20 protein-coding genes are annotated in these 23,286 nt (G+C 52.4%); 7 read left to right on the top strand and 13 right to left on the bottom strand.

Annotated elements, in window-relative coordinates; all coding sequences use genetic code 11:
- Positions 1-91: 91 nt before the first annotated feature.
- Both purE and purK read left to right on the top strand, forming a co-directional pair.
- Positions 92-601 (top strand): 5-(carboxyamino)imidazole ribonucleotide mutase, encoded by a 510-nt coding sequence (gene purE / locus FFT88_RS08870; protein WP_001295318.1) that lies wholly within the window; start codon positions 92-94, stop codon positions 599-601.
- Positions 598-1,665 carry a 5-(carboxyamino)imidazole ribonucleotide synthase gene (gene purK / locus FFT88_RS08875; RefSeq protein WP_130215569.1) on the top strand — a complete coding sequence of 356 codons (1,068 nt, stop codon included), beginning with the start codon at positions 598-600 and terminating at the stop codon, positions 1,663-1,665. Before purE ends, purK begins: the two co-directional genes overlap by 4 nt.
- Positions 1,666-1,799: 134 nt before the next feature.
- On the opposite strand, the gene FFT88_RS08880 is transcribed toward purK, so the two are convergent.
- From FFT88_RS08880 to FFT88_RS08895, 4 genes are read right to left on the bottom strand one after another with little or no spacing between them, the layout of a single operon-like run.
- A complete protein-coding gene (locus FFT88_RS08880) occupies positions 1,800-2,693 on the bottom strand; it encodes a carbamate kinase (protein ID WP_135404646.1) in 894 nt (297 codons plus the stop codon).
- The gene (locus FFT88_RS08885; protein ID WP_135404647.1) at positions 2,690-3,505 is read right to left on the bottom strand and encodes a DUF2877 domain-containing protein; all 816 of its coding nucleotides are present in this window, start codon (positions 3,503-3,505) and stop codon (positions 2,690-2,692) included. Before FFT88_RS08885 ends, FFT88_RS08880 begins: the two co-directional genes overlap by 4 nt.
- A 10-nt stretch (positions 3,506-3,515) precedes the next feature.
- Positions 3,516-4,775, bottom strand: a complete 1,260-nt coding sequence (locus FFT88_RS08890) for a DUF1116 domain-containing protein (protein WP_135404648.1) — start codon at positions 4,773-4,775, stop codon at positions 3,516-3,518.
- Between the two features lie 9 nt (positions 4,776-4,784).
- Complete coding sequence (locus FFT88_RS08895; protein ID WP_135404649.1) at positions 4,785-6,452, bottom strand: acyl-CoA synthetase FdrA; 1,668 nt, start codon at positions 6,450-6,452, stop codon at positions 4,785-4,787.
- 316 nt (positions 6,453-6,768) lie between these two features.
- Here FFT88_RS08895 and allD point away from each other — a divergent pair, with 316 nt between their 5' ends.
- The 3 genes from allD to allE are packed head-to-tail and all read left to right on the top strand — an operon-like array spanning position 6,769 to position 9,871.
- A complete protein-coding gene (gene allD / locus FFT88_RS08900; protein WP_135404650.1) occupies positions 6,769-7,818 on the top strand; it encodes an ureidoglycolate dehydrogenase in 1,050 nt (349 codons plus the stop codon).
- Between the two features lie 21 nt (positions 7,819-7,839).
- The gene (allC, locus tag FFT88_RS08905; RefSeq protein ID WP_135404651.1) at positions 7,840-9,075 is read left to right on the top strand and encodes an allantoate deiminase; all 1,236 of its coding nucleotides are present in this window, start codon (positions 7,840-7,842) and stop codon (positions 9,073-9,075) included.
- Positions 9,076-9,085: 10 nt separating this feature from the next.
- The gene (gene allE / locus FFT88_RS08910) at positions 9,086-9,871 is read left to right on the top strand and encodes a (S)-ureidoglycine aminohydrolase (RefSeq protein WP_135404652.1); all 786 of its coding nucleotides are present in this window, start codon (positions 9,086-9,088) and stop codon (positions 9,869-9,871) included.
- Between the two features lie 204 nt (positions 9,872-10,075).
- On the opposite strand, the gene glxK is transcribed toward allE, so the two are convergent.
- From glxK to allA, 9 genes are all read right to left on the bottom strand, one after another.
- Positions 10,076-11,221 (bottom strand): glycerate 3-kinase, encoded by a 1,146-nt coding sequence (gene glxK, locus FFT88_RS08915; protein WP_135404653.1) that lies wholly within the window; start codon positions 11,219-11,221, stop codon positions 10,076-10,078.
- Between the two features lie 21 nt (positions 11,222-11,242).
- Complete coding sequence (locus FFT88_RS08920; RefSeq protein ID WP_135404654.1) at positions 11,243-12,544, bottom strand: uracil/xanthine transporter; 1,302 nt, start codon at positions 12,542-12,544, stop codon at positions 11,243-11,245.
- Between the two features lie 56 nt (positions 12,545-12,600).
- Positions 12,601-13,962 carry an allantoinase AllB gene (allB, locus tag FFT88_RS08925; RefSeq protein ID WP_135404655.1) on the bottom strand — a complete coding sequence of 454 codons (1,362 nt, stop codon included), beginning with the start codon at positions 13,960-13,962 and terminating at the stop codon, positions 12,601-12,603.
- Between the two features lie 61 nt (positions 13,963-14,023).
- Complete coding sequence (locus FFT88_RS08930; RefSeq protein ID WP_135404656.1) at positions 14,024-15,478, bottom strand: putative allantoin permease; 1,455 nt, start codon at positions 15,476-15,478, stop codon at positions 14,024-14,026.
- A gap of 164 nt (positions 15,479-15,642) precedes the next feature.
- Entirely contained in the window at positions 15,643-16,521 is an 879-nt protein-coding gene (gene glxR, locus FFT88_RS08935; RefSeq protein WP_135404657.1) for a 2-hydroxy-3-oxopropionate reductase, read from the bottom strand.
- A gap of 100 nt (positions 16,522-16,621) precedes the next feature.
- Positions 16,622-17,398: a hydroxypyruvate isomerase gene (hyi, locus tag FFT88_RS08940; protein ID WP_135404658.1), complete on the bottom strand. Its 777-nt coding sequence runs from the start codon at positions 17,396-17,398 to the stop codon at positions 16,622-16,624.
- 12 nt (positions 17,399-17,410) lie between these two features.
- Complete coding sequence (gene gcl, locus FFT88_RS08945; protein WP_135404659.1) at positions 17,411-19,192, bottom strand: glyoxylate carboligase; 1,782 nt, start codon at positions 19,190-19,192, stop codon at positions 17,411-17,413.
- An 89-nt stretch (positions 19,193-19,281) separates the two neighbouring features.
- Positions 19,282-20,097, bottom strand: a complete 816-nt coding sequence (allR, locus tag FFT88_RS08950) for an HTH-type transcriptional repressor AllR (protein WP_000141275.1) — start codon at positions 20,095-20,097, stop codon at positions 19,282-19,284.
- 77 nt (positions 20,098-20,174) lie between these two features.
- Complete coding sequence (gene allA, locus FFT88_RS08955) at positions 20,175-20,657, bottom strand: ureidoglycolate lyase (RefSeq protein WP_130206359.1); 483 nt, start codon at positions 20,655-20,657, stop codon at positions 20,175-20,177.
- Between the two features lie 229 nt (positions 20,658-20,886).
- Here allA and allS point away from each other — a divergent pair, with 229 nt between their 5' ends.
- Both allS and mnmH read left to right on the top strand, forming a co-directional pair.
- Complete coding sequence (gene allS, locus FFT88_RS08960; protein WP_135404660.1) at positions 20,887-21,813, top strand: HTH-type transcriptional activator AllS; 927 nt, start codon at positions 20,887-20,889, stop codon at positions 21,811-21,813.
- Positions 21,814-21,881: 68 nt separating this feature from the next.
- Positions 21,882-22,976, top strand: a complete 1,095-nt coding sequence (gene mnmH, locus FFT88_RS08965) for a tRNA 2-selenouridine(34) synthase MnmH (protein WP_106906211.1) — start codon at positions 21,882-21,884, stop codon at positions 22,974-22,976.
- Positions 22,977-23,286: the final 310 nt, after the last annotated feature.

A 23,286-nucleotide genomic window follows, 5' to 3' on the forward strand; every position in this document is an offset into this window, starting at 1 on the left:
AGCTACGCAACCGTTTTCCTTGCTCTCTTTCCGTGCTATTCTCTGTGCCCTCTAAAGCCGAGAGTTGTGCACCACAGGAGTTTTAAGACGCATGTCTTCCCGCAATAATCCGGCGCGTGTCGCCATCGTGATGGGGTCCAAAAGCGACTGGGCTACCATGCAGTTCGCCGCCGAAATCTTCGAAATCCTGAATGTCCCGCACCACGTTGAAGTGGTTTCTGCTCACCGCACCCCCGATAAACTGTTCAGCTTCGCCGAAAGCGCCGAAGAGAACGGTTATCAGGTGATTATTGCGGGCGCAGGCGGCGCAGCGCACCTGCCAGGCATGATTGCCGCCAAAACGCTGGTGCCGGTGCTGGGCGTGCCAGTACAGAGCGCCGCACTGAGCGGTGTCGATAGCCTCTACTCCATCGTACAAATGCCGCGCGGCATTCCGGTGGGTACGCTGGCGATTGGTAAAGCTGGCGCGGCAAACGCGGCATTACTGGCAGCACAAATTCTTGCAACTCACGATAAAGAACTGCACCAGCGTCTGAATGACTGGCGCAAAGCACAAACTGATGAAGTGCTGGAAAACCCGGACCCGCGAGGTGCGGCATGAAACAGGTTTGCGTCCTCGGTAACGGGCAGTTAGGCCGAATGCTGCGCCAGGCGGGCGAACCGTTAGGCATTGCTGTCTGGCCGGTCGGGCTGGACGCTGAACCGGCGGCGGTGCCTTTTCAACAAAGCGTGATTACCGCTGAGATCGAACGCTGGCCGGAAACCGCATTAACCCGCGAGCTGGCGCGCCATCCGGCCTTTGTGAACCGCGATGTGTTCCCGATTATTGCCGACCGTCTGACCCAGAAGCAGCTTTTCGACAAGCTCCACCTGCCGACCGCGCCGTGGCAGTTACTTGCCGATCGCAGCGAGTGGCCTGCGGTGTTTGAGCGTTTAGGTGAACTGGCGATTGTTAAGCGTCGCACTGGTGGCTATGACGGTCGCGGTCAATGGCGTTTACGCGCCGATGAAACCGAACAGTTACCGGCTGAATGTTACGGTGAATGTATTGTCGAGCAAGGCATTAACTTCTCTGGCGAAGTATCGCTGGTTGGCGCGCGCGGCTTTGATGGCAGCACCGTGTTTTATCCGCTGACGCATAACCTGCATCAGGACGGTATTTTGCGCACAAGCGTCGCTTTCCCGCAGGCCAACGCACAGCTGCAGGCGCAAGCCGAAGAGATGCTGTCGGCGATTATGCAGGAGCTGGGCTATGTGGGCGTGATGGCGATGGAGTGTTTTGTCACCCCGCAAGGTCTGCTGATCAACGAACTGGCTCCGCGTGTGCATAACAGCGGTCACTGGACACAAAACGGTGCCAGCATCAGCCAGTTTGAGCTGCATCTGCGGGCGATTACCGATCTGCCGTTACCGCAACCGGTAGTGAATAGTCCGTCGGTGATGATCAACCTGATTGGTAGCGATGTGAATTATGACTGGCTGAAACTGCCGCTGGTGCATCTGCACTGGTACGACAAAGAAGTCCGTCCGGGGCGTAAAGTGGGGCATCTGAATTTGACCGACAGCGACACATCGCGTCTGACCGCAACGCTGGAAGCCTTAATCCCGCTGCTGCCGCCAGAGTATGCCAGCGGCGTGATGTGGGCGCAGAGTAAGTTCAGTTAACCTGGTGCTCATATTCTTGCCGGATGCGGCGTAAACGCCTTATCCGGCCTACAGATCCGGCACCCATTGTAGGCCTGATAAGACGCGGCAAGCGTCGCATCAGGCATGGTGCACCGATTTCCGGATGCCTACGACTACAGCGAAATACAGGTCCCCGCTTCGCCCGCCAGCGTCTCTTCAATCCGCGATAGCGCCCCAATCCACGCGGGTTTACCACGGCTTCTGACATAACCACTCACCGCCGTTACCTTCGGCCCCATCGAACCATCGGCTTTGGCAAACGGCGCTAACTCATCCGGTGTGGCACGGCGAATGGCACGTTGCTCCGGCGTTCCCCAGTTTTCATAAACCGCGTCGGCATCAGTGAGGATCACCAGTCCATCGGCATTAATCTGCTCGGCGAGCAACGCAGCGGCAAGATCTTTATCAATCACTGCTTCACTCCCTGCTCCGTCATCTGTCACCGGCACACCGCCGCCGCCACTGCAAATCACCACATGCCCCTCTTTGAGCAACAACTCGATGGCTTCGCTGTCGAGAATTTTACGCGGTTGCGGAGACGCCACCACCCGGCGCAAATATTTACCATCACGTTTCATCTGCCAGCCGTAAGCCGCTTCCAGTGCCTCTTGTTCTTCTGGCTGATAAACCGGACCAATAAATTTCTCTGGCTGCAAAAACGCCGGATCATCAGGCGAAACTTCAATGCGCGTCAGCACCGTCGTCACCGGCGGCATCTGCGGCTGCGCGCTCAGGCTCTGCGCCAGCATATAGCCAATCATCCCCTGGCTTTCCGCCACCAGTACATCCAGCGGATACGGTTCTACCTCTTTCCACGCCAGATTCTGTAACGCCAGCAGCCCCACCTGCGGCCCGTTGCCGTGAACAATCGCCAGCCGATAAGAACGGGCCAGGCGTGCCAGGGCGGGTACAGCACTGGCGATATTGCGATACTGATTTTCTGCCGTCAGCGCCTCACCGCGCTGGAGTAAGGCGTTGCCCCCAAGAGCTACAACCAGTGTTTTCATGGTGTTCCTTGTAATAATTGTTGACCAAGCCAGAACCCCAGCAGCGTATCTGCCCCTGACGTATGCCCCAGCGCCAGCAGCGAATCAATCGCCGCTGCGGTACGTTTCGGGCAACTCAGAGCATGAACAAAGTGCAGGAGTGGCGAGGCGAAATATCCTTGCGCGGCATAACGTAAATAACTGACGCTCACCGCTGTGGTAACGAGTTGAAGATTGTCGGAACAGGCAAAAAACGGGTGACCGGAGCGCGCATCTAAAGCGCCATAATACCAGGCCGCCAGCAGCATTCCGCTCAGCGTGTCATCATGACTTGGCGTTAATCCGGGGCCTTTACCCAGCCAGTGCCGCCAGTCGGTCTTAACGCCATTGAGCGCGGCCTGAAAACAGTGGCGAAACTGGCGTAATTCAGCGGGAAGCGGATCGCTTACCGCCATCGCCAGTGGCCCGAAAAGCCCGGTTTCCTCCGCGCGTTGCATCCATGCAGCTGCAAGCGGTTGAGGATGCGCAGGCGGCGTAATACGCAGCAAACAATAACGCTGTGGCTGTTTAACCGTGAAACGCCCGAGGCGAATCCCTTGTGCCACAACCTGTGGTCGTTCATTGCCGCATAATCCACCGCATAACGTATCGAATTGCGCGCGGCGAAGTACCCATCCTCCGGGGCCGAAACCACTTCCCTGACGATGCAGCGTTAACAGTTCGCCGCTTTCCGTCATCAGATTAATCGCCCGCCGCCACACTCCCGCTAACCGCCAGGACTGGCGATAATTCGGTGCGCTATGGCTGGCAAGCAGAGGATGGATTACCGTCATTGCGCGTTCCTCAACCAATCCCCATGCTTTCAGCCAGTGCTTCCAGCGCCTGTTCAAAGCACGCCAGCGGTGCTCGCACGGTGCCTGCACCAATCTGCCCGATCCCCGCCTCTTTATGGGCGATTCCGGTATTGATGAGTGGCGTAATGCCGGTTTCTACCACGCGACGAATATCCAGCCCCAGGCACGCGCCCTGGAAATCCCAGCCGGGGATCTGCAACTGCATATTGCGCTCAAGGAAGATTTCCGCCATCTCTTCAGATACCGTTCTGGCCGCTTCCATGCCACCCGCACCGACAAAGCGCGTTACGCCAGGAGCGGCGATCATTGCCGCACCTCCGATACCAAAGGTTTCGGTAATCGCGCTATCGCCCATATCCGGGTTCGCCTGCTCCTGCGAGAAGCCGGTGAAAAACAGACCTTGCGGAGTGTTTACAGGCGCAGTAAACCAGCGTTCACCCAGCCCGCTTACCCGAATCCCGAACATATTGCCGTTGCGGGTCATAGCCGTAACGATGCTGCCTGCGCGGATCATCGCGCCAGCATCCATCGCCGCCTTGCAGTAGGCCATCGCGAGGTTGAGGAAGAACTGATCGGTCACGCTGAGGAAATCCATCACTTCCGCAATGTGCTGTTTATCATGATCGAGGCGAGCAATTTGTGGGGCCAGCGCACGCATTAACAGTGCTGAGGAAGCAATATTGCGTTGATGGAACTCATCGCCCATCGTAATGCCCTGCGCCATCATCGCCGTAAGATCGATACCGCGCTCCATGCGCCCCAGCGCCGCGCTTAATACTGGCATTAACACATCGCGCATCCAGCGATGGCGAGTCAGGACATCTTCGCCGTAAGCGCCAAAACGCATCACTTTGCCGATACCTTCGTTGAGGTTGCAGTACGCCCGGTTGCCGTCGGTCACGTTCTCGACCACCAGCATCGGCATACTGGCAGAAGTAATGCCGCCCATTGGCCCGACGGCATTCACATGGTGACAAGGAATGAAGTTCACTTCCCCCTGCTCCAGCATCGCCAGTGCCTGCGCTTCCTCTTTCGCCCATCCTTCAAACAGACATGCCCCGACACACGCCCCTTTCATGGGTCCGGTCATCTCCTGCCAGCGCATTGGCGGCCCGGCGTGAAGCAGTGTTTTGCCCTTGTTTAGTTCGCTGATAAGTGAAGAAGCCGGTTGCACATCCAGCCAGTGTGGACGAGCGCGACGAATTTGTTCGATAACCGCAGCATTGGCTTGCGCCACTGATGTAAACATGGGAACCCCTTATTGCAAACGTTCTAATAAACGAGCCAGTTTTTTATTACCGCCAGCGACTGGCGCCCATTGGTAATGCACTACCGGTTTGCTGGCACTTTGTAGCTCCAGCGCAAAACTGCGTAATCCGGCATTAATCACGGCGACGTTTTCCAGTAATGACGGTGTGTGTTGCTGAGTGGCAGGCGAAAGCGGACGAATTAACGCCGCCGCCAGCAAGGTGGCTTCCGGCAGCGAACTCACTACTGCGATCCCGGCATCTTCCAGCGTGGCGATTTGCTGCGAGCGGCATTGCGGGTCACGTTCGGTACCTGTCACCGTGGCAATGGCGTACAGCGGTTGGCTGTCTGAACGCGCGGCACAAGCTTTTTGCCAGGCGCTCACCAGCGAGGCGGCAGGATCGGCGGTCGCGCCGAAGCCAATCACCACATCAAGCAGCAACACGCGCACTTGTGGTTTAGCGCCGAGATCGGCAATTAACAGGTTGCGTAAGGTCGGGTCGATCATCGGATGGGGACGCCCGACGGTGTAAAAATCATCGCCCAGGTCGAGGATCTGATGTCCGTCGGCGTCCAGCATCATGCCATGTTGATGGGTATCGTCGGCTGCCACGCCAAGGTGTCCGGCAAGTAATCCCGCCGCTTCGGCAGCCAGCGTACCGCCGGTATACAAACCGCAAATAAAACCTTTGTTGACAGGCGCTAGCGCATTACGTCGCGCCGTGATGCGTGAAAGCAGGCAAGACAGGCGTGCGGCCTCATCCAGCGAGGAGGCAAACCAGACATTCTCGTCGCGGGCCACCGCCGGGGTATAACCTAAAAACAGCGCCACCGTCGGTTTTCCGGTTGCTTTCATGGCATTAACAATTTTCAGACGCACAGCTTCGGCAGGTGGTTTTGAAACAAATGCCAGCACTTCGCTTTTCTCGTCTGCGCTGAGCATTTCCAGCGCCATTAGCGCACTGATGCCGCCCACTTCACGGCTGAGGTCGCGCCCGCCAAGACCAATCGCGTGAGTAATTCCCTCACCTGCCAGCGCAATCTGCGAACACAGTTCCTGAATCCCGGTACCGGAAGCGCCAATGACGCCAATGTTGCCTTCCGACATCACGTTAGCAAAAGCCAGCGGCGTGGCGGCAATCATTGATGTACCGCAGTCCGGCCCCATCACCAGCAGGCCTTTTTCCCGCGCGCGGGTTTTAAGTTGGATTTCATCTTCCAGCGTGACGTTATCGGAGAACATCATCACGTTGAGGTTGCGATCCAGCGCCTGGTTTGCCAGCTCCGCCGCATACTCACCAGCCACTGAAATCAGCGCCAGATTGGCGTCGGGTAATTTCTGACAGGCGCTGTCCCAGCGACGCACCTGCGTCAACGCCTGGCTGCTGCCTGAACCCTGCGCCAGTTGTTTTAACGCCTCTTCAAGCTGCTGCATAATCGCCTGCGCGATCCCCGCATCCGCCGCTTCACTACGAATTGCCACGCAAATATCATTCGGCGTGGCGTGATTAAAATCGTCATGCCAGAAACCTGTGGTATCTAATAACGCTTTATTGGCGGGCGTCCCCATCATTACGGAAACATCATCAACATTTTCTGATTCGCTGAGTTTTCGTGAAATAATCATTAAACTGACTGAATCCTGAAAACACCCTTTTTTAATAAAGGCGTGGATCATAACAACTCCTTAAAAATTGCACTCATGGCAATTGCACGAGCAGTGTTAATGTGGCGATTACGGTATCGATGACAACGGATAAATAAGGTGATGAATATCACACAGGGATTATTAACAAAATAATTCAAATAACCGCTAAGCTATTACGCGTTATTTTTTAATAAGCGTGGTTGTTTTAAAAATCAGGTTAAAAGCGAACGGATTATCAAATAAATTCTAACTATATTTTTTTGCCTGTCTGGATCACATAATCCAGATATTTTCCCTGTATGTTAATTGCAGTCATGCTTCACACCGTCGTTAAAAAGGAAGACAGATGAAAATCAGTCGGGAAACACTCCACCAGCTAATTGAGAATAAACTCTGCCAGGCTGGGTTAAAACGTGAGCACGCTGCAACCGTGGCTGAAGTATTGGTTTACGCCGATGCCAGAGGGATCCACTCTCATGGCGCGGTACGCGTTGAATACTACGCCGAACGCATTTCAAAAGGCGGCACCAACCGCGAACCGGAGTTTCGTCTTGAGGAAACCGGGCCGTGCTCGGCAATTTTACATGCTGACAATGCCGCCGGGCAGGTCGCGGCGAAAATGGGTATGGAACATGCCATCAAAACCGCCCAGCAAAATGGCGTTGCGGTGGTCGGCATCAGCCGGATGGGTCACAGCGGCGCAATCTCTTATTTTGTGCAGCAGGCAGCTCGCGCCGGATTAATTGGCATTTCGATGTGCCAGTCCGATCCAATGGTGGTGCCGTTTGGCGGCGCGGAAATTTACTACGGTACTAACCCACTGGCCTTTGCCGCGCCGGGAGAAGGCGACGAGATCCTTACCTTTGATATGGCGACTACCGTACAGGCATGGGGAAAAGTGCTCGACGCCCGCTCGCGTAATATGTCTATCCCGGACACCTGGGCGGTCGATAAAAACGGTGCACCAACAACCGATCCGTTCGCGGTACATGCTCTGCTCCCCGCCGCTGGGCCGAAAGGGTATGGCCTGATGATGATGATTGACGTCCTCTCAGGCGTCTTACTCGGCTTACCGTTCGGGCGACAGGTTAGTTCGATGTATGACGATTTACACGCCGGGCGTAATTTGGGGCAATTACATGTAGTTATTAACCCGAACTTTTTCTCCTCCAGCGAATTATTCCGTCAACATCTTAGCCAGACCATGCGCGAATTAAATGCCATTACCCCCGCGCCCGGTTTTAACCAGGTTTATTATCTCGGACAGGATCAGGATATTAAACAACGCAAAGCCGCCGTCGAAGGCATCGAAATTGTTGATGATATTTACCACTATTTAATTTCCGACGCGCTTTATAACACGTCATACGAAACGAAAAATCCCTTTGCGCAATAATTATTGAGACAGGACTTTCTTATGATTACACATTTTCGTCAAGCCATAGAAGAAACGCTGCCCTGGCTTTCCTCTTTTGGCGCTGACCCAACGGGTGGGATGACCCGTTTACTTTATTCGCCGGAATGGCTGGAAACCCAGCAGCAATTTAAAAAAAGAATGGCAGCAAGCGGGCTGGAAACACGTTTCGATGAAGTGGGGAATTTATACGGTCGCCTGAATGGCACCGAATATCCACAGGAAGTGATTCTGAGCGGTTCGCATATCGATACCGTGGTCAACGGCGGTAACCTCGACGGGCAATTCGGTGCGCTGGCGGCGTGGCTGGCAATTGACTGGCTGAAAACGCAATACGGCGCGCCGCTGCGTTCGGTCGAAGTGGTGGCGATGGCAGAAGAAGAAGGCAGCCGCTTCCCGTATGTCTTCTGGGGCAGTAAAAATATCTTTGGGCTGGCGAATCCTGACGACGTGCGGAATATCTGTGATGCCAAAGGAAATGGCTTTGTCGATGCGATGAAGGCTTGCGGATTTACTCTGCCGAACGCCCCACTAACTCCACGCCGGGATATTAAAGCTTTTGTTGAATTGCATATTGAACAGGGCTGTGTGCTGGAAAGTAATGGGCAGTCAATTGGCGTGGTGAATGCAATTGTCGGGCAACGTCGCTATACGGTGACGCTGAACGGTGAATCAAACCATGCAGGCACCACGCCGATGGGCTATCGTCGTGATACGGTTTACGCTTTCAGTCGCATTTGCCATCAGTCGGTCGAAAAAGCGAAAAAGATGGGCGACCCGCTGGTGCTGACTTTTGGCAAAGTAGAGCCGCGCCCGAATACGGTGAATGTGGTGCCGGGGAAAACCACGTTCACCATTGATTGTCGTCATACCGACGCCGCCGTGCTGCGCGATTTCACCCAACAGTTAGAAAACGACATGCGGGCGATTTGCGATGAAATGGACATTGGTATTGATATCGATTTATGGATGGACGAAGAACCCGTGCCGATGAACAAGGAGCTGGTCGCCACCCTGACACAATTGTGTGAAAGCGAAATACTGAATTACCGGGTGATGCACAGTGGTGCCGGGCACGACGCACAAATTTTCGCGCCTCGCGTACCGACCTGCATGATTTTCATTCCCAGCATTAACGGGATCAGCCATAACCCGGCGGAACGCACCAATATTACCGACCTTGCCGAAGGGGTCAAAACGTTGGCACTCATGCTTTATCAACTTGCCTGGCAGAAATAAGGAGTCATAAATGGGATATTTAAATAACGTCACCGGTTACCGCGATGATTTACTGGCTAACCGTGCAATTGTGAAACACGGTAATTTCGCGCTGTTAACGCCAGATGGCCTGGTAAAAAATATTATTCCGGGCTTTGAAAATTGTGACGCGACAATCCTCTCCACGCCAAAGCTGGGTGCCTCTTTTGTTGATTATCTGGTCACACTGCATCAAAACGGCGGCAACCAACAGGGCTTCGGTGGCGAAGGTATTGAAACGTTCCTGTATGTGATCTCTGGAAATATCACTGCCAAAGCCGAAGGGAAAACATTTGCCTTAAGCGAAGGTGGCTATCTTTATTGCCCGCCAGGCTCCCTAATGACGTTTATTAACGCCCAGGCCGAAGACAGCCAAATCTTTTTATATAAGCGTCGCTATGCTCCGGTAGAAGGTCATGCGCCGTGGCTGGTTTCTGGCAATGCCAGCGAACTGGAACGCATTCATTATGAAGGTATGGACGATGTGATCCTGCTGGATTTCCTGCCCAAAGAGTTAGGTTTTGATATGAACATGCATATCCTCTCTTTTGCGCCAGGTGCCAGCCACGGTTATATCGAAACACACGTTCAGGAACACGGTGCCTATATTCTTTCCGGTCAGGGGGTTTATAACCTCGACAATAACTGGATCCCGGTGAAAAAAGGCGATTACATCTTTATGGGCGCTTATTCTTTACAGGCTGGTTATGGCGTAGGGCGTGGTGAAGCGTTTAGTTATATTTATTCGAAAGATTGCAACCGCGACGTAGAGATTTAAGTCATACCACTCGCCTGATTATTTTTAGCTATGTTGGATTTCGCCACGGTTTATACCGTGGCTTTTTTTGTAACATTGCCTGATGCGCTTCGCTTATCAGGCCTACATGATAATTTCCGGGATGGATCCGGCATACACAACACGCACGTTGTCAGCAATCTGAAGCAGATGCGATATAAACCGCATCCGCTCTAATGGTAATAATCAGAGTTTAATTCCCTGACCTATTTTAATGGCGCAGGCAATATTACGCGCACTGTGGAAGAGATTGGTTTCACCGCTGGTTAGCACTTCAGCTAAAGGCGCCAGACGCGGCAGAATACTGAACACTGCATCAATGCCATATTGATGTACCACTTCCACGCCGTCACCCAATACGCCAGCAATCCCAATCACCGGGACATTAAACTGCTTCGCCACCGACGCCACGCCCAGCGGCGCTTTACCGCCTGCCGTTTGCGAGTCGATGCGCCCTTCCCCGGTGATCACCAGCGCTGCACCCTGCACTGCCTGCGCAAGATTGACCGCATTCAACACAATCTCAATGCCCGGTTTAATATCCGCATTGAGGAATACCGCCGCCGCAATACCCATACCGCCCGCAGCGCCGCCGCCCGCCATCTGGCAGACATTAATTTCAGTTTGCTGTTGTAAAACACGGGCGTAATTTTGCAGCCCCTGCTCCAGCTCTTCGACCATTTCCGGCGTTGCCCCTTTTTGCGGGCCAAACACCGCCGCCGCACCGCGTGTCCCTACCAGCGGGTTATCAACATCGCACGCCACTTCAATATGGCAGTTCGCCAGACGCGGATCGCATTCCTCCATTTCAATGCTTGCCACGCGCGCTAAATTGCCGCCGTTAGCCACCAGCACCTGACCGTCGGCATCAAGGAAACGCACACCAAGCGCCTGCGCCATGCCCATACCGCCGTCGACCGTCGCACTGCCACCAATGCCGAGAATAATATGGCGAATGCCGTTATCCAGCGCATGGCGAATTAACCCCCCCGTACCAAAACTGGAGGCCAGCAACGGATTACGCTTTTCAGGCGCGACCAGCATCAGACCACTTGCCGCTGCCATCTCAATCACCGCCGTTTTCCCGTCGCCGGTAAGGCCATAAAAAGCATTCACTTTTTCGCCCATCGGTCCACAGACTTCAAGCGTCACGATTTTGCCGCCCGTCGCGGCGACCATCGCATCCACCGTCCCTTCGCCGCCATCCGCGATTGGCAAACAGATATAGTGCGCATCGGGAAAGAGGGTCGAAAACCCGGCTTTAATTGCCTGACAACATTTTTCTGCACTTAAGCTCTCTTTAAAAGAGTCTGGCGCAATGACAATCTTCATTATCAATCCTTTTTCAACAAATTATTCGATGCGTTCCCACGGAATAAGATTATCCATAAGAACAGCCAGTAAAATTCCGACCAGTAAGCCGTTACTGAGCAGAGGACGAAGCGTTAATGGAAGGTCTTGCAGATACACAGGCGGTAATGCCATTAAAAATATGCCGACAAATAACGGCAATGCGAGTCGATAAATATTGCGAGCGGTAAAGGTTATTTGCTGGCTAAACACCAGCGCGGAAAAGAGTAAAGGCAGATAAGAAACCAGCATGACCGCGCTACTCACTGGTAAGGGGATACTGCAAAACAGTCGCGTGAGTGCCGGAACCAGCGCCACCAGAAGGCAAATAACGCTGCCATAAATAAATGAACGCCGCGTGTAATCGCCAGTCTGGGTTAATAAACCAATGGATGAAACAAACGGTGAGAATGGAATTACCGCCAGCGGCACGGTTATCAGTGTCATAAATCCGGTCGTCACAAAGCTGCGACGATAACGCGTATTCCCCGCACCCTGCTGCGGATAAAAAACATCCGTGCCACGAATCGCACCGTAGGTATTGCTGATATTTACCAGACCTGTAATCACCGCCGTCAGAATAATCCCCGGCGACAAAGCACCGCCACTGCCGAGCGGGAACCACTGCCAGTGCAACTCACCGGAGAGCGAATGCGAAGAAGGAAAGCAAAAGTACCACAACAACCAGCCGGTTATGGTGCCAACCAGCAGGCCGTAACGGGCAAAACGTTGCGGCAGGAAGATAATCATCCCCAGTACCAGGCACATCACCGCCACTGAGAGCGCGAACGGCGGTAACTGAATCTTAAAATTCGGGTCGGCTATGCCAAACGGCAGCCCGAGCATACCTTTGAAAAAGATAGTGGTCAGCTGCGCGCCCAGCATCAACATAAACAAGACCATCACCGACGGCGTAAATAACCGCGCCAGGCGATGACCTAATCCGCTAAAACCAATCAACATCGTCAGCACGCCAGAGAGCGCAATCCCCACCGCCAGGCTGGTAGCGATATCGTTGATCGGTGTCCCGCGCGAGGCTTCGCCGAGAGTAATCGTGAGGATGGTTCCCCACCACAGGCCGCCTGGCCCTTCCATAATTGCGCGACGATGACCGCAGAATGCCTGAGCGAAGCAGGCCAGCGCGGTTGCAAGAAAAGCATATTGCGTGAGCGTAAGCAGGCTACTTTGCGGCAACTGAAAAGCAGAAAGTAGCGTAGGAGGAACCACAACCGTGTTGCAAAAAATAAAGAAAAACCACTGAAATCCTGATAACAGGCTTTCGCGGCCCACTGCAAAATTGAACATAAACACACCTTAACCGAAGAATGCCCGCCGCAAGGACGGGCATTGCAGGGGCCAGATTACTGCTGATGTTTAAGGATAAATTGACCTTTCGGCGCAACAGGGAAGCCCTGTTCGATGTCGTAAATCACATCACCACGTAAGAGGGTTTTCGTGATACGCGCACCAATAGTACGGCCAACATACGGGCTGACTTTGTGGCGATATTCCAGATCGTCATTGGTAAGAACATAGCTGCTATTCGGCTGAATGAAGACGAAGTCGGCATCTTTTCCTGGGGCGATACGGCCTTTTTGCTGCAGACCGAAAATATCTGCTGCATTAGTCGCCATTAATTTGCCGAACATTGCCAGAGACATACCGCGTTTCTGTACCGCTTCATCGAACATCACGTCCATGCAGCTTTGCAGACCGGCGATACCGCCCCATGCTTTCATGATGTTGCCTGCTTTCATTTCCGGCGGGCATGGAGAGTGGTCGGAAACCAGGCAGTCGATTTCACCGTTAAACAGTTTTTCCCACATGCCTTTCTGGTTTTCCAGATCGCGGATCGGCGGAGAACACTTCGCCAGGGTGCCAATTTCTTCGAACTGATCGGTATCCAGCACAAAGTAATGCGGGCAGGATTCACAGGTAACGTCCTGACCTTCCTGACGTGCACGAGTCACTTCCTCAACACCTTCCGGGCTGCTGACGTGGCAAACGTGCAGACGGCAACCAGCAACTTTCGCCAGGTACAGCACGCGGCGAATCGCTTCCACTTCGGTAAATACCGGACGCGAAGCTACATAGTCATGAGCGGTTACGCGACCTTCACGCTTCGCTTCGTCACCCAGTTCGTCACAGATCAGCGCGTTTTCGCAGTGCACCAGCACCGGCTGACCCAGTTCGCCCAGCTTCTGCGCGCCTTTGAAGAACTGCCAGTCATTTACATCACGGAAGTCGTTGTCGATACCGCGATCGCCACAGGTCGCAACGAAGCATTTGAAGCCGACAACGCCCACTTCATCCAGCTCATGCAGACGGTCGATGTTGTAAGATACCAGGCCACCGAGTTGTGCCGCATCAATAGTCAGCTTGCCTTTAGCAGCATCGAACTTCAGTTCAATTGAAGCGCGGTCAACCGTTGCTGGCAGCTGGTTGAGCGGCATTTCGATCATGGTGGTGATACCACCTTTTGCCGCTGCGCGAGTACCGGTTTCATAACCTTCCCAGTGGCTACGACCCGGTTCAGAAATATGGGTGTGCGCATCAACCATGCCCGGCGAAACCACCAGACCAGACGCATCCATAACTTCTTTTGCATCGCCCAGATCCTGCCCGATAGCGGCAATTTTTCCGCCTTTAACGGCGATATCTACAACGCGAGCTTCGTTTTCTAAAATGACGGTGCCGTTTTTAATAATTAAATCAAAAGACATAACAAACTCCTTGTAAAATACAGATTGGTTTTTCTGACTCAATTTTGAATATCGGGATTAATTAACCTGTGACTTTTTGTTCTCCTGTTTTTTCGACTGCTGTGCGTTTTTTTAATAAAGCGTAGGCCGCAAAGGCGACGATAACGCCGACAAACCATGAAACACGCGATAACGGTTCCATGACCGGAATAAATTTACCGCCGAGAGATAAAATAACGGCTACCAGAGTTACTGAGAAGGCCGTGAGATTAAATCCGTTATCGTAATATTTGAAATCACCTGAAGCGGTATACAGTTCATCAAGATTAATTTGTCCGCGCATCACCACAAAATAATGCGCCATCATGACACCAATTACCGGACCCAGCATCCCACCGATAATATCGAGGAACAGATAAATACTGTCCTGATTTTCCATTAATTTCCACGGGCAGATCAGCAGGCTGACAATACTGGCAATCAGTACGCCGTTTTTATAGGTCAGTTTTGTCGGTGCAATGGCGGCAATCTGATAACCGGCTGGAATAATATTACCGGTGGCGTTAGTGGAAATGGTCGTCATCAGAATAACCAGTACCGCAAAGAACGAGGCAAACAGGCTGTCCCAACGCTGAACAATATCCAGCACGTTCCAGGTATCAGCGCCGTAATGAATACTGGCGCCAGCAATAATACTTACCCCGGCGACCGCAAACAGAATATAGGCCACCACTAATCCCAGCGTTTGCCCCAGCGCCTGCTCACGGAAAGAGTGGGCGTTTTGCGTAAAGTCAGATGCACTCACCGCCGGTGCCGCCCAAACCGCAACCACCGCGTTTATCACCACCAGGAACAGGAAACCGCTATTTTCTGCTTTCTGCACTCCACTGGGGATGTAGTCGAGGATTGGACCGATCCCAACCAGCGAAATCGCCCAAATCGCCATGCCGCCGAAAACGATATAGATGCACGGGTTAAGAATGGCGGTGAATTTATTTAAAACTTTGCCGCCGCCAAAACCAATACCAACGTTAACCAGCCAGAAGAGTAAGAAAGTGATTAAGCCTGGTAGAGAAAGTCCTAATAGCGTGAAATCACCACCGAGAGTTAAAAATCCCGGCCAGATTTTGCCAATCAGGATCAAGCAGGCCAGTGACCCCGCGTAACATTGCAGGCCAAACCACATAATGGCAGCAATACCACCTCTTAATAATCCGGGAAACAGTGCGCCGCGTACGCCGTAAGAAGCACGCAGGATCATGGCAAACGGTACGCCGTATTTACTGCCCGCCGCACCGTTTAATACCATTACCGCGGCAATGAAAAAGGCGCTGAGGATAATTGCCAGCATAATACTAAAGGTAGACAAGCCGAGAATAAAAAAGCCGCCGACCATCACATAATTGGGAACGTTATGAACCGAACCCATCCATAAGGTAAAATAGTTAAATGTTTTCCAGGTCCGCTGGCTTTGCGTTTTCGGCAATAGATCTTCGCTATAGCCGCGTTGCTGGAATAGTTTTCTCTGATGTTCCATAAATCCCTCTTAATTTCACGTATCGAATAACGTTGTTTTAATCTAGCTATGAGGAACAAATAAAAATATTATTTTTAATACTGAAGCAACGTCGTTGGCTGCTTTCTTTTTTTAATATTGCTGGCCGATTCATTTGCTGATATCGGCCATTTTTATTGCGGGCATCAGGCCAGTTTATGATTCGCCATTAATTCCAGCGCCTGCACTAACGCAGAGTGATCCAACTGGCTGCCACCGTTTGCCGCACAGGTATTAAATAGCTCCTGGCAGGTCGCGGTGTTTGGTAGATTCAGCGCTAGCGCTTTCGCACTTTGCAGTGCCAGGTTGAGATCTTTCTGGTGCAGAGCGATTTTGAAGCCCGGATTAAAGGTACGTTTAATCATGCGCTCACCATGAACTTCCAGAATACGTGAGGAAGCAAAGCCGCCCATCAGCGCCTGGCGCACACGTACCGGGTCCGCACCGGCTTTTGAAGCAAACAGCAGGGCTTCAGAAACCGCTTCAATATTGAGCGCCACGATAATCTGGTTTGCCACTTTGCAGGTTTGACCGTCGCCGTTACCACCCACGAGGGTGATATTTTTACCGAGCAGTTCAAACAGCGGTTTCACGCGTTCAAATACCGCTTCGTCACCGCCAACCATAATTGACAACGTCCCTTCACGCGCGCCGATTTCACCGCCGGAGACTGGCGCATCGAGATAATCGCCACCCAGTTCATTCACCTGACGAGCGAAACGTTTAGTTTCAATCGGTGAAATGGAGCTCATATCAACAATGGTTTTGCCCTTCAGCGAGGCTTTGGTACAACCATTTTCACCAAACAGAACTTCTTCAACGTGCGGCGTATCCGGCACCATAATAAAAATGATGTCGGCAGCGTCCGTTACCTGGCGCGCGGTGTCGACATTAACGGCACCGAGTGACAGTAATTCATCAGCAACCGGTCCAATGGTCGTGACATGTAATTGATGACCGGCACGCGCCAGATTAATGGCCATCGGAGTACCCATAATACCTAAGCCAATAAATCCCAGTTTCATAATTAACCTCTTTTTAAATGTCGCTATTCCTGAATTCAGACAACACGATCCCCTGCCGACTTAGCGGCCTAAAAAAGCATTGCCTGAACAGCGTTACGTTTTAACGGTACGGATCCATCCAGCGTAAACCAGCTTCCGTGGTGGTTTGAGGTTTATATTCACACCCAACCCAACCGTTGTAGTCAGAATTTTCAATTACCGTAAAGAGATATTCGTAATTAATTTCTCCGGTCCCTGGTTCGCCGCGATGTGGATTATCGGCAATTTGCAGGTGACCAATTTTATCGGCCCATTGGGTCATGGTGTTGGTTAATTCACCTTCCATCCGCTGCATGTGATAAATGTCATACTGTATTTTCAAATTGCAGCAACCAACATCGTCAATCAGTTTCAGCGCCTGTTGAGTTCCGGTGAGATGGAAACCAGGAATATCGAAATGGTTGATAGGTTCAATCAGTAATAAAATATCTTCTTTCATCAACATATTCGCGGCATAACGCAGGTTTTCCACAAGCGTTGCGTGAATCTGTTCACGGCTGAAACCAGCCGGCGTTTTACCGACCAGACAGTTAATTTTTTTATTACCCAGCGCACGAGCATAACGAATCGCTGCTGCTACGCCATCACGAAACTCTTCTTCACGGCCAGGAATACAGGCAATACCCCGCTCGCCTGCCGCCCAGTCACCCGCAGGTAAATTATGCAGCGTATGCTCGAGTTTATTACTCGCCAGTACATGTTTTAATTCTTCAATGTCGTAGTCATAAGGAAACATAAATTCAACACCGCGAAAACCACACTGCGCGGCTTTCTCAAAACGGGCGAGAAAATCATATTCACCAAATAACATCGATAAATTAGCAGAGAAACGTAACATTATTTATCTCCCTTATTCATAGTGCATGAAGCAGGTTTCAGTCGGCGCGTCCGCTGCGCTATCAGCGATATCTTCAAATTCCATGACGTTATCCAGTTCACTGCCCATCGAAATATTGGTTACACGTTCCAGCATAATTTCCACCACCACCGGGACACGGTACTGCGCCATTAAGGCTTTCGCCTGTTCAAAGGCTGGAGCAATATCTTCCGGTTTGAAAACGCGGATAGCTTTACAACCTAAACCTTCCGCGACTTTCACGTGGTCAACGCCGTAACCGTTCACATCACTGGAGTTAATATTTTCGAACGCGAGCTGTACGCAGTAATCCATATCAAATGCGCGTTGCGACTGGCGAATCAGACCGAGATAGGCGTTATTGACCAGCACATGGATGTACGGAATGTTGAACTGTGCGCCAACGGCTAATTCTTCAATCAGGAACTGGAAGTCGAAGTCACCGGAAATCGCCACCACATTGCGCTCTGGATCAGCAGCACAAACCCCCAGCGCAGCCGGAATGGTCCAGCCCAGCGGGCCTGCCTGACCACAGTTGATCCAGTGACGGTCTTTAAAGACATGCAGCATTTGCGCCGCAGCGATTTGTGACAGGCCGATGGTGGTGACATAGCAAACATCACGTCCAAAGGCTTTGTTCATCTCTTCATACACGCGCTGCGGTTTCACTGGCACGTTGTCGAAGTGAGTTTTACGCAACAAAGTACGTTTGCGCTGCTGGCAGTCGGCGACCCATTCTTTACGACACGGCAGACGACCTGCTTTTTGCATCTCCTGCGCCACTTCAACCAGCAGCGTCAGCGCCGCTTTGGCGTCGGAGACAATGCCGAGATCCGGGCACAGCACGCGGCCAATTTGCGTCGGTTCAATATCGATATGAACGATTTTGCGCCCTTCGGTGTATTTCTCTACCGAACCGGTATGACGGTTGGCAAAACGGTTACCGATACCAAACACCATGTCCGACGCCAGCAACGTTGCGTTACCGTAACGATGCGCGGTTTGCAGACCCACCATCCCGGCCATCAGTTCGTGATCGTCCGGGATACAGCCCCAGCCCATCAGCGTTGGGATCACCGGAACGCTGGTCAGTTCGGCAAACTGTTGTAACAGCGCCGCGGCATCGGCGTTGATTACCCCGCCCCCGGCAACAATCACCGGACGTTCGGCCTGAATTAACATTTCTATCGTTTTTTCGATCTGCATACGGCTGGCAGCAGGTTTGTAGGCCGGCAGCGGTTCGTACATGTCAGGATCAAACTCGATTTCCGCAACCTGAACGTCGAACGGTAAATCCACCAGTACCGGACCCGGACGACCAGAACGCATCAGGTGAAATGCCTGTTGCAGCACACGAGGCACCAGCGCCGCTTCACGTACTGTAACCGCCATTTTACTGACCGGCTTGGCAATAGATTCGATATCTACGGCCTGGAAATCTTCTTTATGCAGACGGGCGCGCGGAGCCTGGCCGGTAATGCACAGAATAGGAATGGAATCAGCAGAAGCAGAATAGAGCGCGGTGATCATGTCAGTACCCGCCGGACCTGAAGTCCCCAGACAAACGCCGATATTCCCAGCCGTTGCGCGGGTATAGCCTTCCGCCATGTGCGACGCACCTTCCACGTGACGCGCCAGAATGTGACGAATACCGCCGTGCTTACGCATCGCTGAATAGAAAGGATTGATTGCTGCTCCCGGAACGCCGAAGGCGGTGGTGATACCTTCTTTCTCCAGCACATACATTGCCGCGTCAACGGCTCTCATTTTTGCCATTTTATTCCTACCTCTATTAATTGGAAAAATTTTCCAACTTTCAAATTTTGTCAAAAAAACCCGCTCCGCAGAGCGGGATGCGACAGACACTATGGATGTGCTTTCAGTCCCAACGCCGTGCTGATATCGCGGGCGGTGTCTCTGACCAGCTCACCCTGACTGACAAAACGATCTTCTGTCAGTCTTGATGAAGGCCCGGAGATGGAGATAGCGGCAACAACACTACCTACATCATCGTAAATTGCTGAAGCTATGCAATTCAGGCCTACAACATGCTCTTCTTTATCTACGGTATAGCCCAGTTCACGCGCTTGTTCCAGGTCCTTCAGCAAGGTGGGCATATCCACAAGCGTAGTTGGCGTAAACTGCTGCAAACCGGTTTGCAGGATGATGCTCATCAGCTCCTCTTCCGCCAGCGGATAAAGCAGCGCCTTGCCCGCACCGGAAGCATGCAGCGGCAGACGACTGCCCAGCGGCGCACACATCCTGACCATCGATTTACACTCTAACTGACCAATTAATACCGCTTCATTGCCGTTACGGATCGCGACATTGACCGTCTCGCCGGAAAGTAGCATCAGGCGGCGCATAAACGGCCCGGCGACGGAGAGGACATCACGGTTATGGATGTACGCCGCGCCGACGTTAAAGACACCTAATCCTATATGCCACCAGCCTAACTGACTGTCCTGATAGACAAAATCCGCTGCCTGTAAAACCTTTAACAGGCGAAAGGTCGTCGAGAGCGGCAAATCCAGATTGAGAGAAATATCGCTAACCGACGAACTTCCTCCACTTTTTTCCAGATATTGCAGAATCGCAATTCCCCGCTCTAACGCCTGTGCGCCCTTCTGTGCCACAGGCTCCGCCTGTCCTGGCCTGCCGCGCCGTCTAACTTCCGTCATACCTACGTTAACTCCGACCTACAAGTGAGCATAAACAATGAACAATTAGTTTATCTTATGCAAGTCGGTTGCAGGCGTCACGCAAAACAGAGTTCCTGTTCAGGAATACTTTCAACATCACAGTTGTCACTGCCGCCGCGATCGATGGTCAGAAAATCGGTGACGCGCTGCCAGGCGAAAAGTGGGTGATGCCAGACGTTACGATGATAATTCACCCCCTGCTCACCGTTGGTGATAAACGCCCGCAGCGTTGACAGGTCTGGTTTATCGTCACCTGACGCCACGACCACTACAAACACTTCACCCTTCATCGGGATAAAGGCCTGAGTACCCAGCGGATGACGTTCGAGCTCGTGGATGGTCAGCGGCAGATTCGCCGGTTGCGCGCGGTTAATGCTGATAAGCGTACGGTCTTGCTCAAGAATCTCAACCAGCGCCAAATCGTGATAGCGCTCCACCAGGCCATTGTTAATATGGAAAAAATCCCGTTGCTGCGTTTCGATAACGTCGCCATAAGCACAGAAGGCTTCCTGACTTAACGGTAATACCTGAAGTTTCATCTTTTTGTCCTTGTAACATAATTCCGTTCAACCACCGCCAACTGGTCAGCTTGGTTTCAATAACAGGCAATCTAAAACCTTAAGAGAACAACATCAACACAAAAGTTGGAATATTTTTCCAAAACTAGATTTAGCCCACAAATCACGCAGGGTTATCATGTGAAAATACAGGTAAATCAAAGGACAGGAAAATCACGCAACCTGCGGATTTAAAAGGGGATACCTGAAGATGTTTGATCCAGAAACTTTGCGGACTTTCATTGCTGTTGCCGAAACGGGAAGTTTTTCAAAAGCGGCAGAACGATTATGTAAAACCACGGCGACCATCAGTTATCGCATTAAGCTTCTGGAAGAGAATACCGGAGTGGCGCTGTTTTTCCGCACGACTCGTAGCGTGACGTTGACGGCGGCTGGCGAGCATCTACTTTGTCAGGCCAGAGACTGGCTGAGCTGGCTGGAAAGTATGCCCAGCGAGTTACAACAGGTGAATGATGGCGTGGAACGCCAGGTGAATATCGTCATCAACAACCTGCTCTATAACCCCCAGGCCGTTGCCCAATTGCTGGCGTGGCTGAATGAACGTTACCCGTTTACCCAGTTTCACATCTCCCGACAAATCTATATGGGCGTCTGGGATTCGCTACTTTACGAAGGTTTTTCACTGGCCATCGGCGTCACGGGAACCGAAGCACTGGCAAATACTTTTAGCCTTGATCCCTTAGGTTCGGTGCAATGGCGCTTTGTCATGGCGGCAGATCATCCACTGACGAAGGTTGAAGAGCCGCTAACAGAAGCGCAGTTGCGGCGCTTTCCTGCGGTCAATATTGAAGACAGCGCCCGCACCTTAACCAAACGCGTCGCCTGGCGTTTGCCGGGGCAAAAGGAGATTATTGTTCCTGATATGGAAACGAAAATCGCCGCCCATCTGGCGGGCGTTGGCATTGGTTTTTTGCCAAAATCACTTTGCCAGTCGATGATTGATAGTCAACAACTGGTCAGCCGGGTCATTCCAACGATGCGCCCGCCTTCGCCATTGAGTCTGGCATGGCGTAAATTTGGCAGCGGCAAAGCGGTGGAAGATATTGTGGCCTTGTTTACCCAGCGCAGGCCGGAAATCAGTGGATTTTTAGAAATTTTCGGCAACTCACACAGTTAAAAATCAAGTTTCCTTGCGCGTTGGCGCGTAAAATAGCGCGCAAGCTGATTTGAGGTTCACTTTTTACTATGCAAGAGAGACACACGGAACAGGACTATCGTGCCCTGCTGATTGCTGATACGCCCATTATTGATGTTCGCGCCCCCATCGAGTTTGAGCAAGGCGCAATGCCCGCCGCTATCAATCTGCCGTTAATGAATAATGATGAACGCGCCGCCGTTGGCACCTGCTACAAACAGCAAGGGTCTGACGCGGCGCTGGCGCTGGGGCATAAACTGGTGGCGGGTGAAATTCGTCAGCAGCGCATGGACGCCTGGCGGGCAGCGTGTCTGCAAAATCCGCAAGGTATTCTCTGCTGCGCCCGTGGCGGTCAACGTTCACATATTGTGCAACGCTGGCTGCATGAAGCGGGGATTGATTATCCGCTGGTGGAAGGCGGTTATAAGGCTCTGCGCCAGACCGCGATTCAGGCGACCATTGAACTGGCACAAAAACCGATAGTGCTGATTGGCGGTTGTACCGGCAGCGGCAAAACGCTGTTAGTGCAACAACAGCCGAACGGTGTTGATCTGGAAGGGCTGGCGCGCCATCGCGGTTCTGCTTTTGGTCGCACATTGCAGCCGCAACTTAGTCAGGCGAGTTTTGAAAACCTGCTGGCTGCCGAAATGCTAAAAACCGACGCCCGTCAGGAGCTGCGCCTGTGGGTGCTGGAAGATGAAAGTCGGATGATTGGTTCGAATCACCTGCCGGAATGCCTGCGCGAGCGAATGACTCAGGCGGCGATTGCGGTGGTAGAAGATCCGTTTGAGATCCGTCTTGAACGCCTGAACGAAGAGTATTTCTTGCGTATGCATCATGATTTTACCCATGCTTATGGCGACGAACAGGGCTGGCAGGAGTATTGCGAATACCTGCATCACGGACTTTCGGCTATTAAGCGTCGGCTGGGGCTACAGCGCTATAACGAACTGGCTGCAAGGCTGGATGCAGCGCTGACAACGCAACTCACCACCGGCAGCACCGACGGTCATCTGGCCTGGCTGGTGCCGTTACTTGAAGAATATTACGACCCAATGTATCGCTATCAGCTTGAGAAAAAAGCGGAAAAAGTTGTCTTTCGCGGTGAGTGGGCGGAAGTGGCGGAATGGGTTAAGGCGCAGTGATTGGCGGTATTCTGAAACGGCGATTGTCGTGAGAACAGAATGGTTGCACCAGAATACAGATATAAAAAAACCGACATGACAGTCGGTTTCAGATTTATTGCCAAAATGCACGCTGTTCATGCCGGATGCGGCGTAAACGCCTTATCCGGCCTACGGTTAAGTTCAGTTTTGTAGGCATGATAAGACGCGCAAAGCGTCGCATCAGGCATCTGCGCATAACTGCCGGATGCGGCGTAAACGCCTTATCCGGCCTACGGTTGAGTGCAGTTTTGTAGGCATGATAAGACGCGCCAGCGTCGCATCAGGCACC

This window comes from Escherichia sp. E4930 (genome assembly GCF_005845405.1).
In the GTDB taxonomy this organism is placed as follows: domain Bacteria; phylum Pseudomonadota; class Gammaproteobacteria; order Enterobacterales; family Enterobacteriaceae; genus Escherichia.

Excerpts from the sequence above, each read along its gene's own strand:
- FFT88_RS08930 (WP_135404656.1), bottom strand. The coding sequence starts at position 15,478 with ATGGAACATCAGAGAAAACTATTCCAGCAACGCGGCTATAGCGAAGAT.
- FFT88_RS08890 (WP_135404648.1), bottom strand. The coding sequence starts at position 4,775 with ATGTTTACATCAGTGGCGCAAGCCAATGCTGCGGTTATCGAACAAATT.
- purK (WP_130215569.1), top strand. The coding sequence starts at position 598 with ATGAAACAGGTTTGCGTCCTCGGTAACGGGCAGTTAGGCCGAATGCTG.
- FFT88_RS08885 (WP_135404647.1), bottom strand. The coding sequence starts at position 3,505 with ATGACGGTAATCCATCCTCTGCTTGCCAGCCATAGCGCACCGAATTAT.
- allE (WP_135404652.1), top strand. The coding sequence starts at position 9,086 with ATGGGATATTTAAATAACGTCACCGGTTACCGCGATGATTTACTGGCT.
- hyi (WP_135404658.1), bottom strand. The coding sequence starts at position 17,398 with ATGTTACGTTTCTCTGCTAATTTATCGATGTTATTTGGTGAATATGAT.
- FFT88_RS08895 (WP_135404649.1), bottom strand. The coding sequence starts at position 6,452 with ATGATCCACGCCTTTATTAAAAAAGGGTGTTTTCAGGATTCAGTCAGT.
- allB (WP_135404655.1), bottom strand. The coding sequence starts at position 13,962 with ATGTCTTTTGATTTAATTATTAAAAACGGCACCGTCATTTTAGAAAAC.
- allA (WP_130206359.1), bottom strand. The coding sequence starts at position 20,657 with ATGAAACTTCAGGTATTACCGTTAAGTCAGGAAGCCTTCTGTGCTTAT.
- gcl (WP_135404659.1), bottom strand. The coding sequence starts at position 19,192 with ATGGCAAAAATGAGAGCCGTTGACGCGGCAATGTATGTGCTGGAGAAA.
- glxR (WP_135404657.1), bottom strand. The coding sequence starts at position 16,521 with ATGAAACTGGGATTTATTGGCTTAGGTATTATGGGTACTCCGATGGCC.
- allD (WP_135404650.1), top strand. The coding sequence starts at position 6,769 with ATGAAAATCAGTCGGGAAACACTCCACCAGCTAATTGAGAATAAACTC.
- purE (WP_001295318.1), top strand. The coding sequence starts at position 92 with ATGTCTTCCCGCAATAATCCGGCGCGTGTCGCCATCGTGATGGGGTCC.
- FFT88_RS08880 (WP_135404646.1), bottom strand. The coding sequence starts at position 2,693 with ATGAAAACACTGGTTGTAGCTCTTGGGGGCAACGCCTTACTCCAGCGC.
- FFT88_RS08920 (WP_135404654.1), bottom strand. The coding sequence starts at position 12,544 with ATGTTCAATTTTGCAGTGGGCCGCGAAAGCCTGTTATCAGGATTTCAG.
- mnmH (WP_106906211.1), top strand. The coding sequence starts at position 21,882 with ATGCAAGAGAGACACACGGAACAGGACTATCGTGCCCTGCTGATTGCT.
- allR (WP_000141275.1), bottom strand. The coding sequence starts at position 20,097 with ATGACGGAAGTTAGACGGCGCGGCAGGCCAGGACAGGCGGAGCCTGTG.
- allC (WP_135404651.1), top strand. The coding sequence starts at position 7,840 with ATGATTACACATTTTCGTCAAGCCATAGAAGAAACGCTGCCCTGGCTT.
- glxK (WP_135404653.1), bottom strand. The coding sequence starts at position 11,221 with ATGAAGATTGTCATTGCGCCAGACTCTTTTAAAGAGAGCTTAAGTGCA.
- allS (WP_135404660.1), top strand. The coding sequence starts at position 20,887 with ATGTTTGATCCAGAAACTTTGCGGACTTTCATTGCTGTTGCCGAAACG.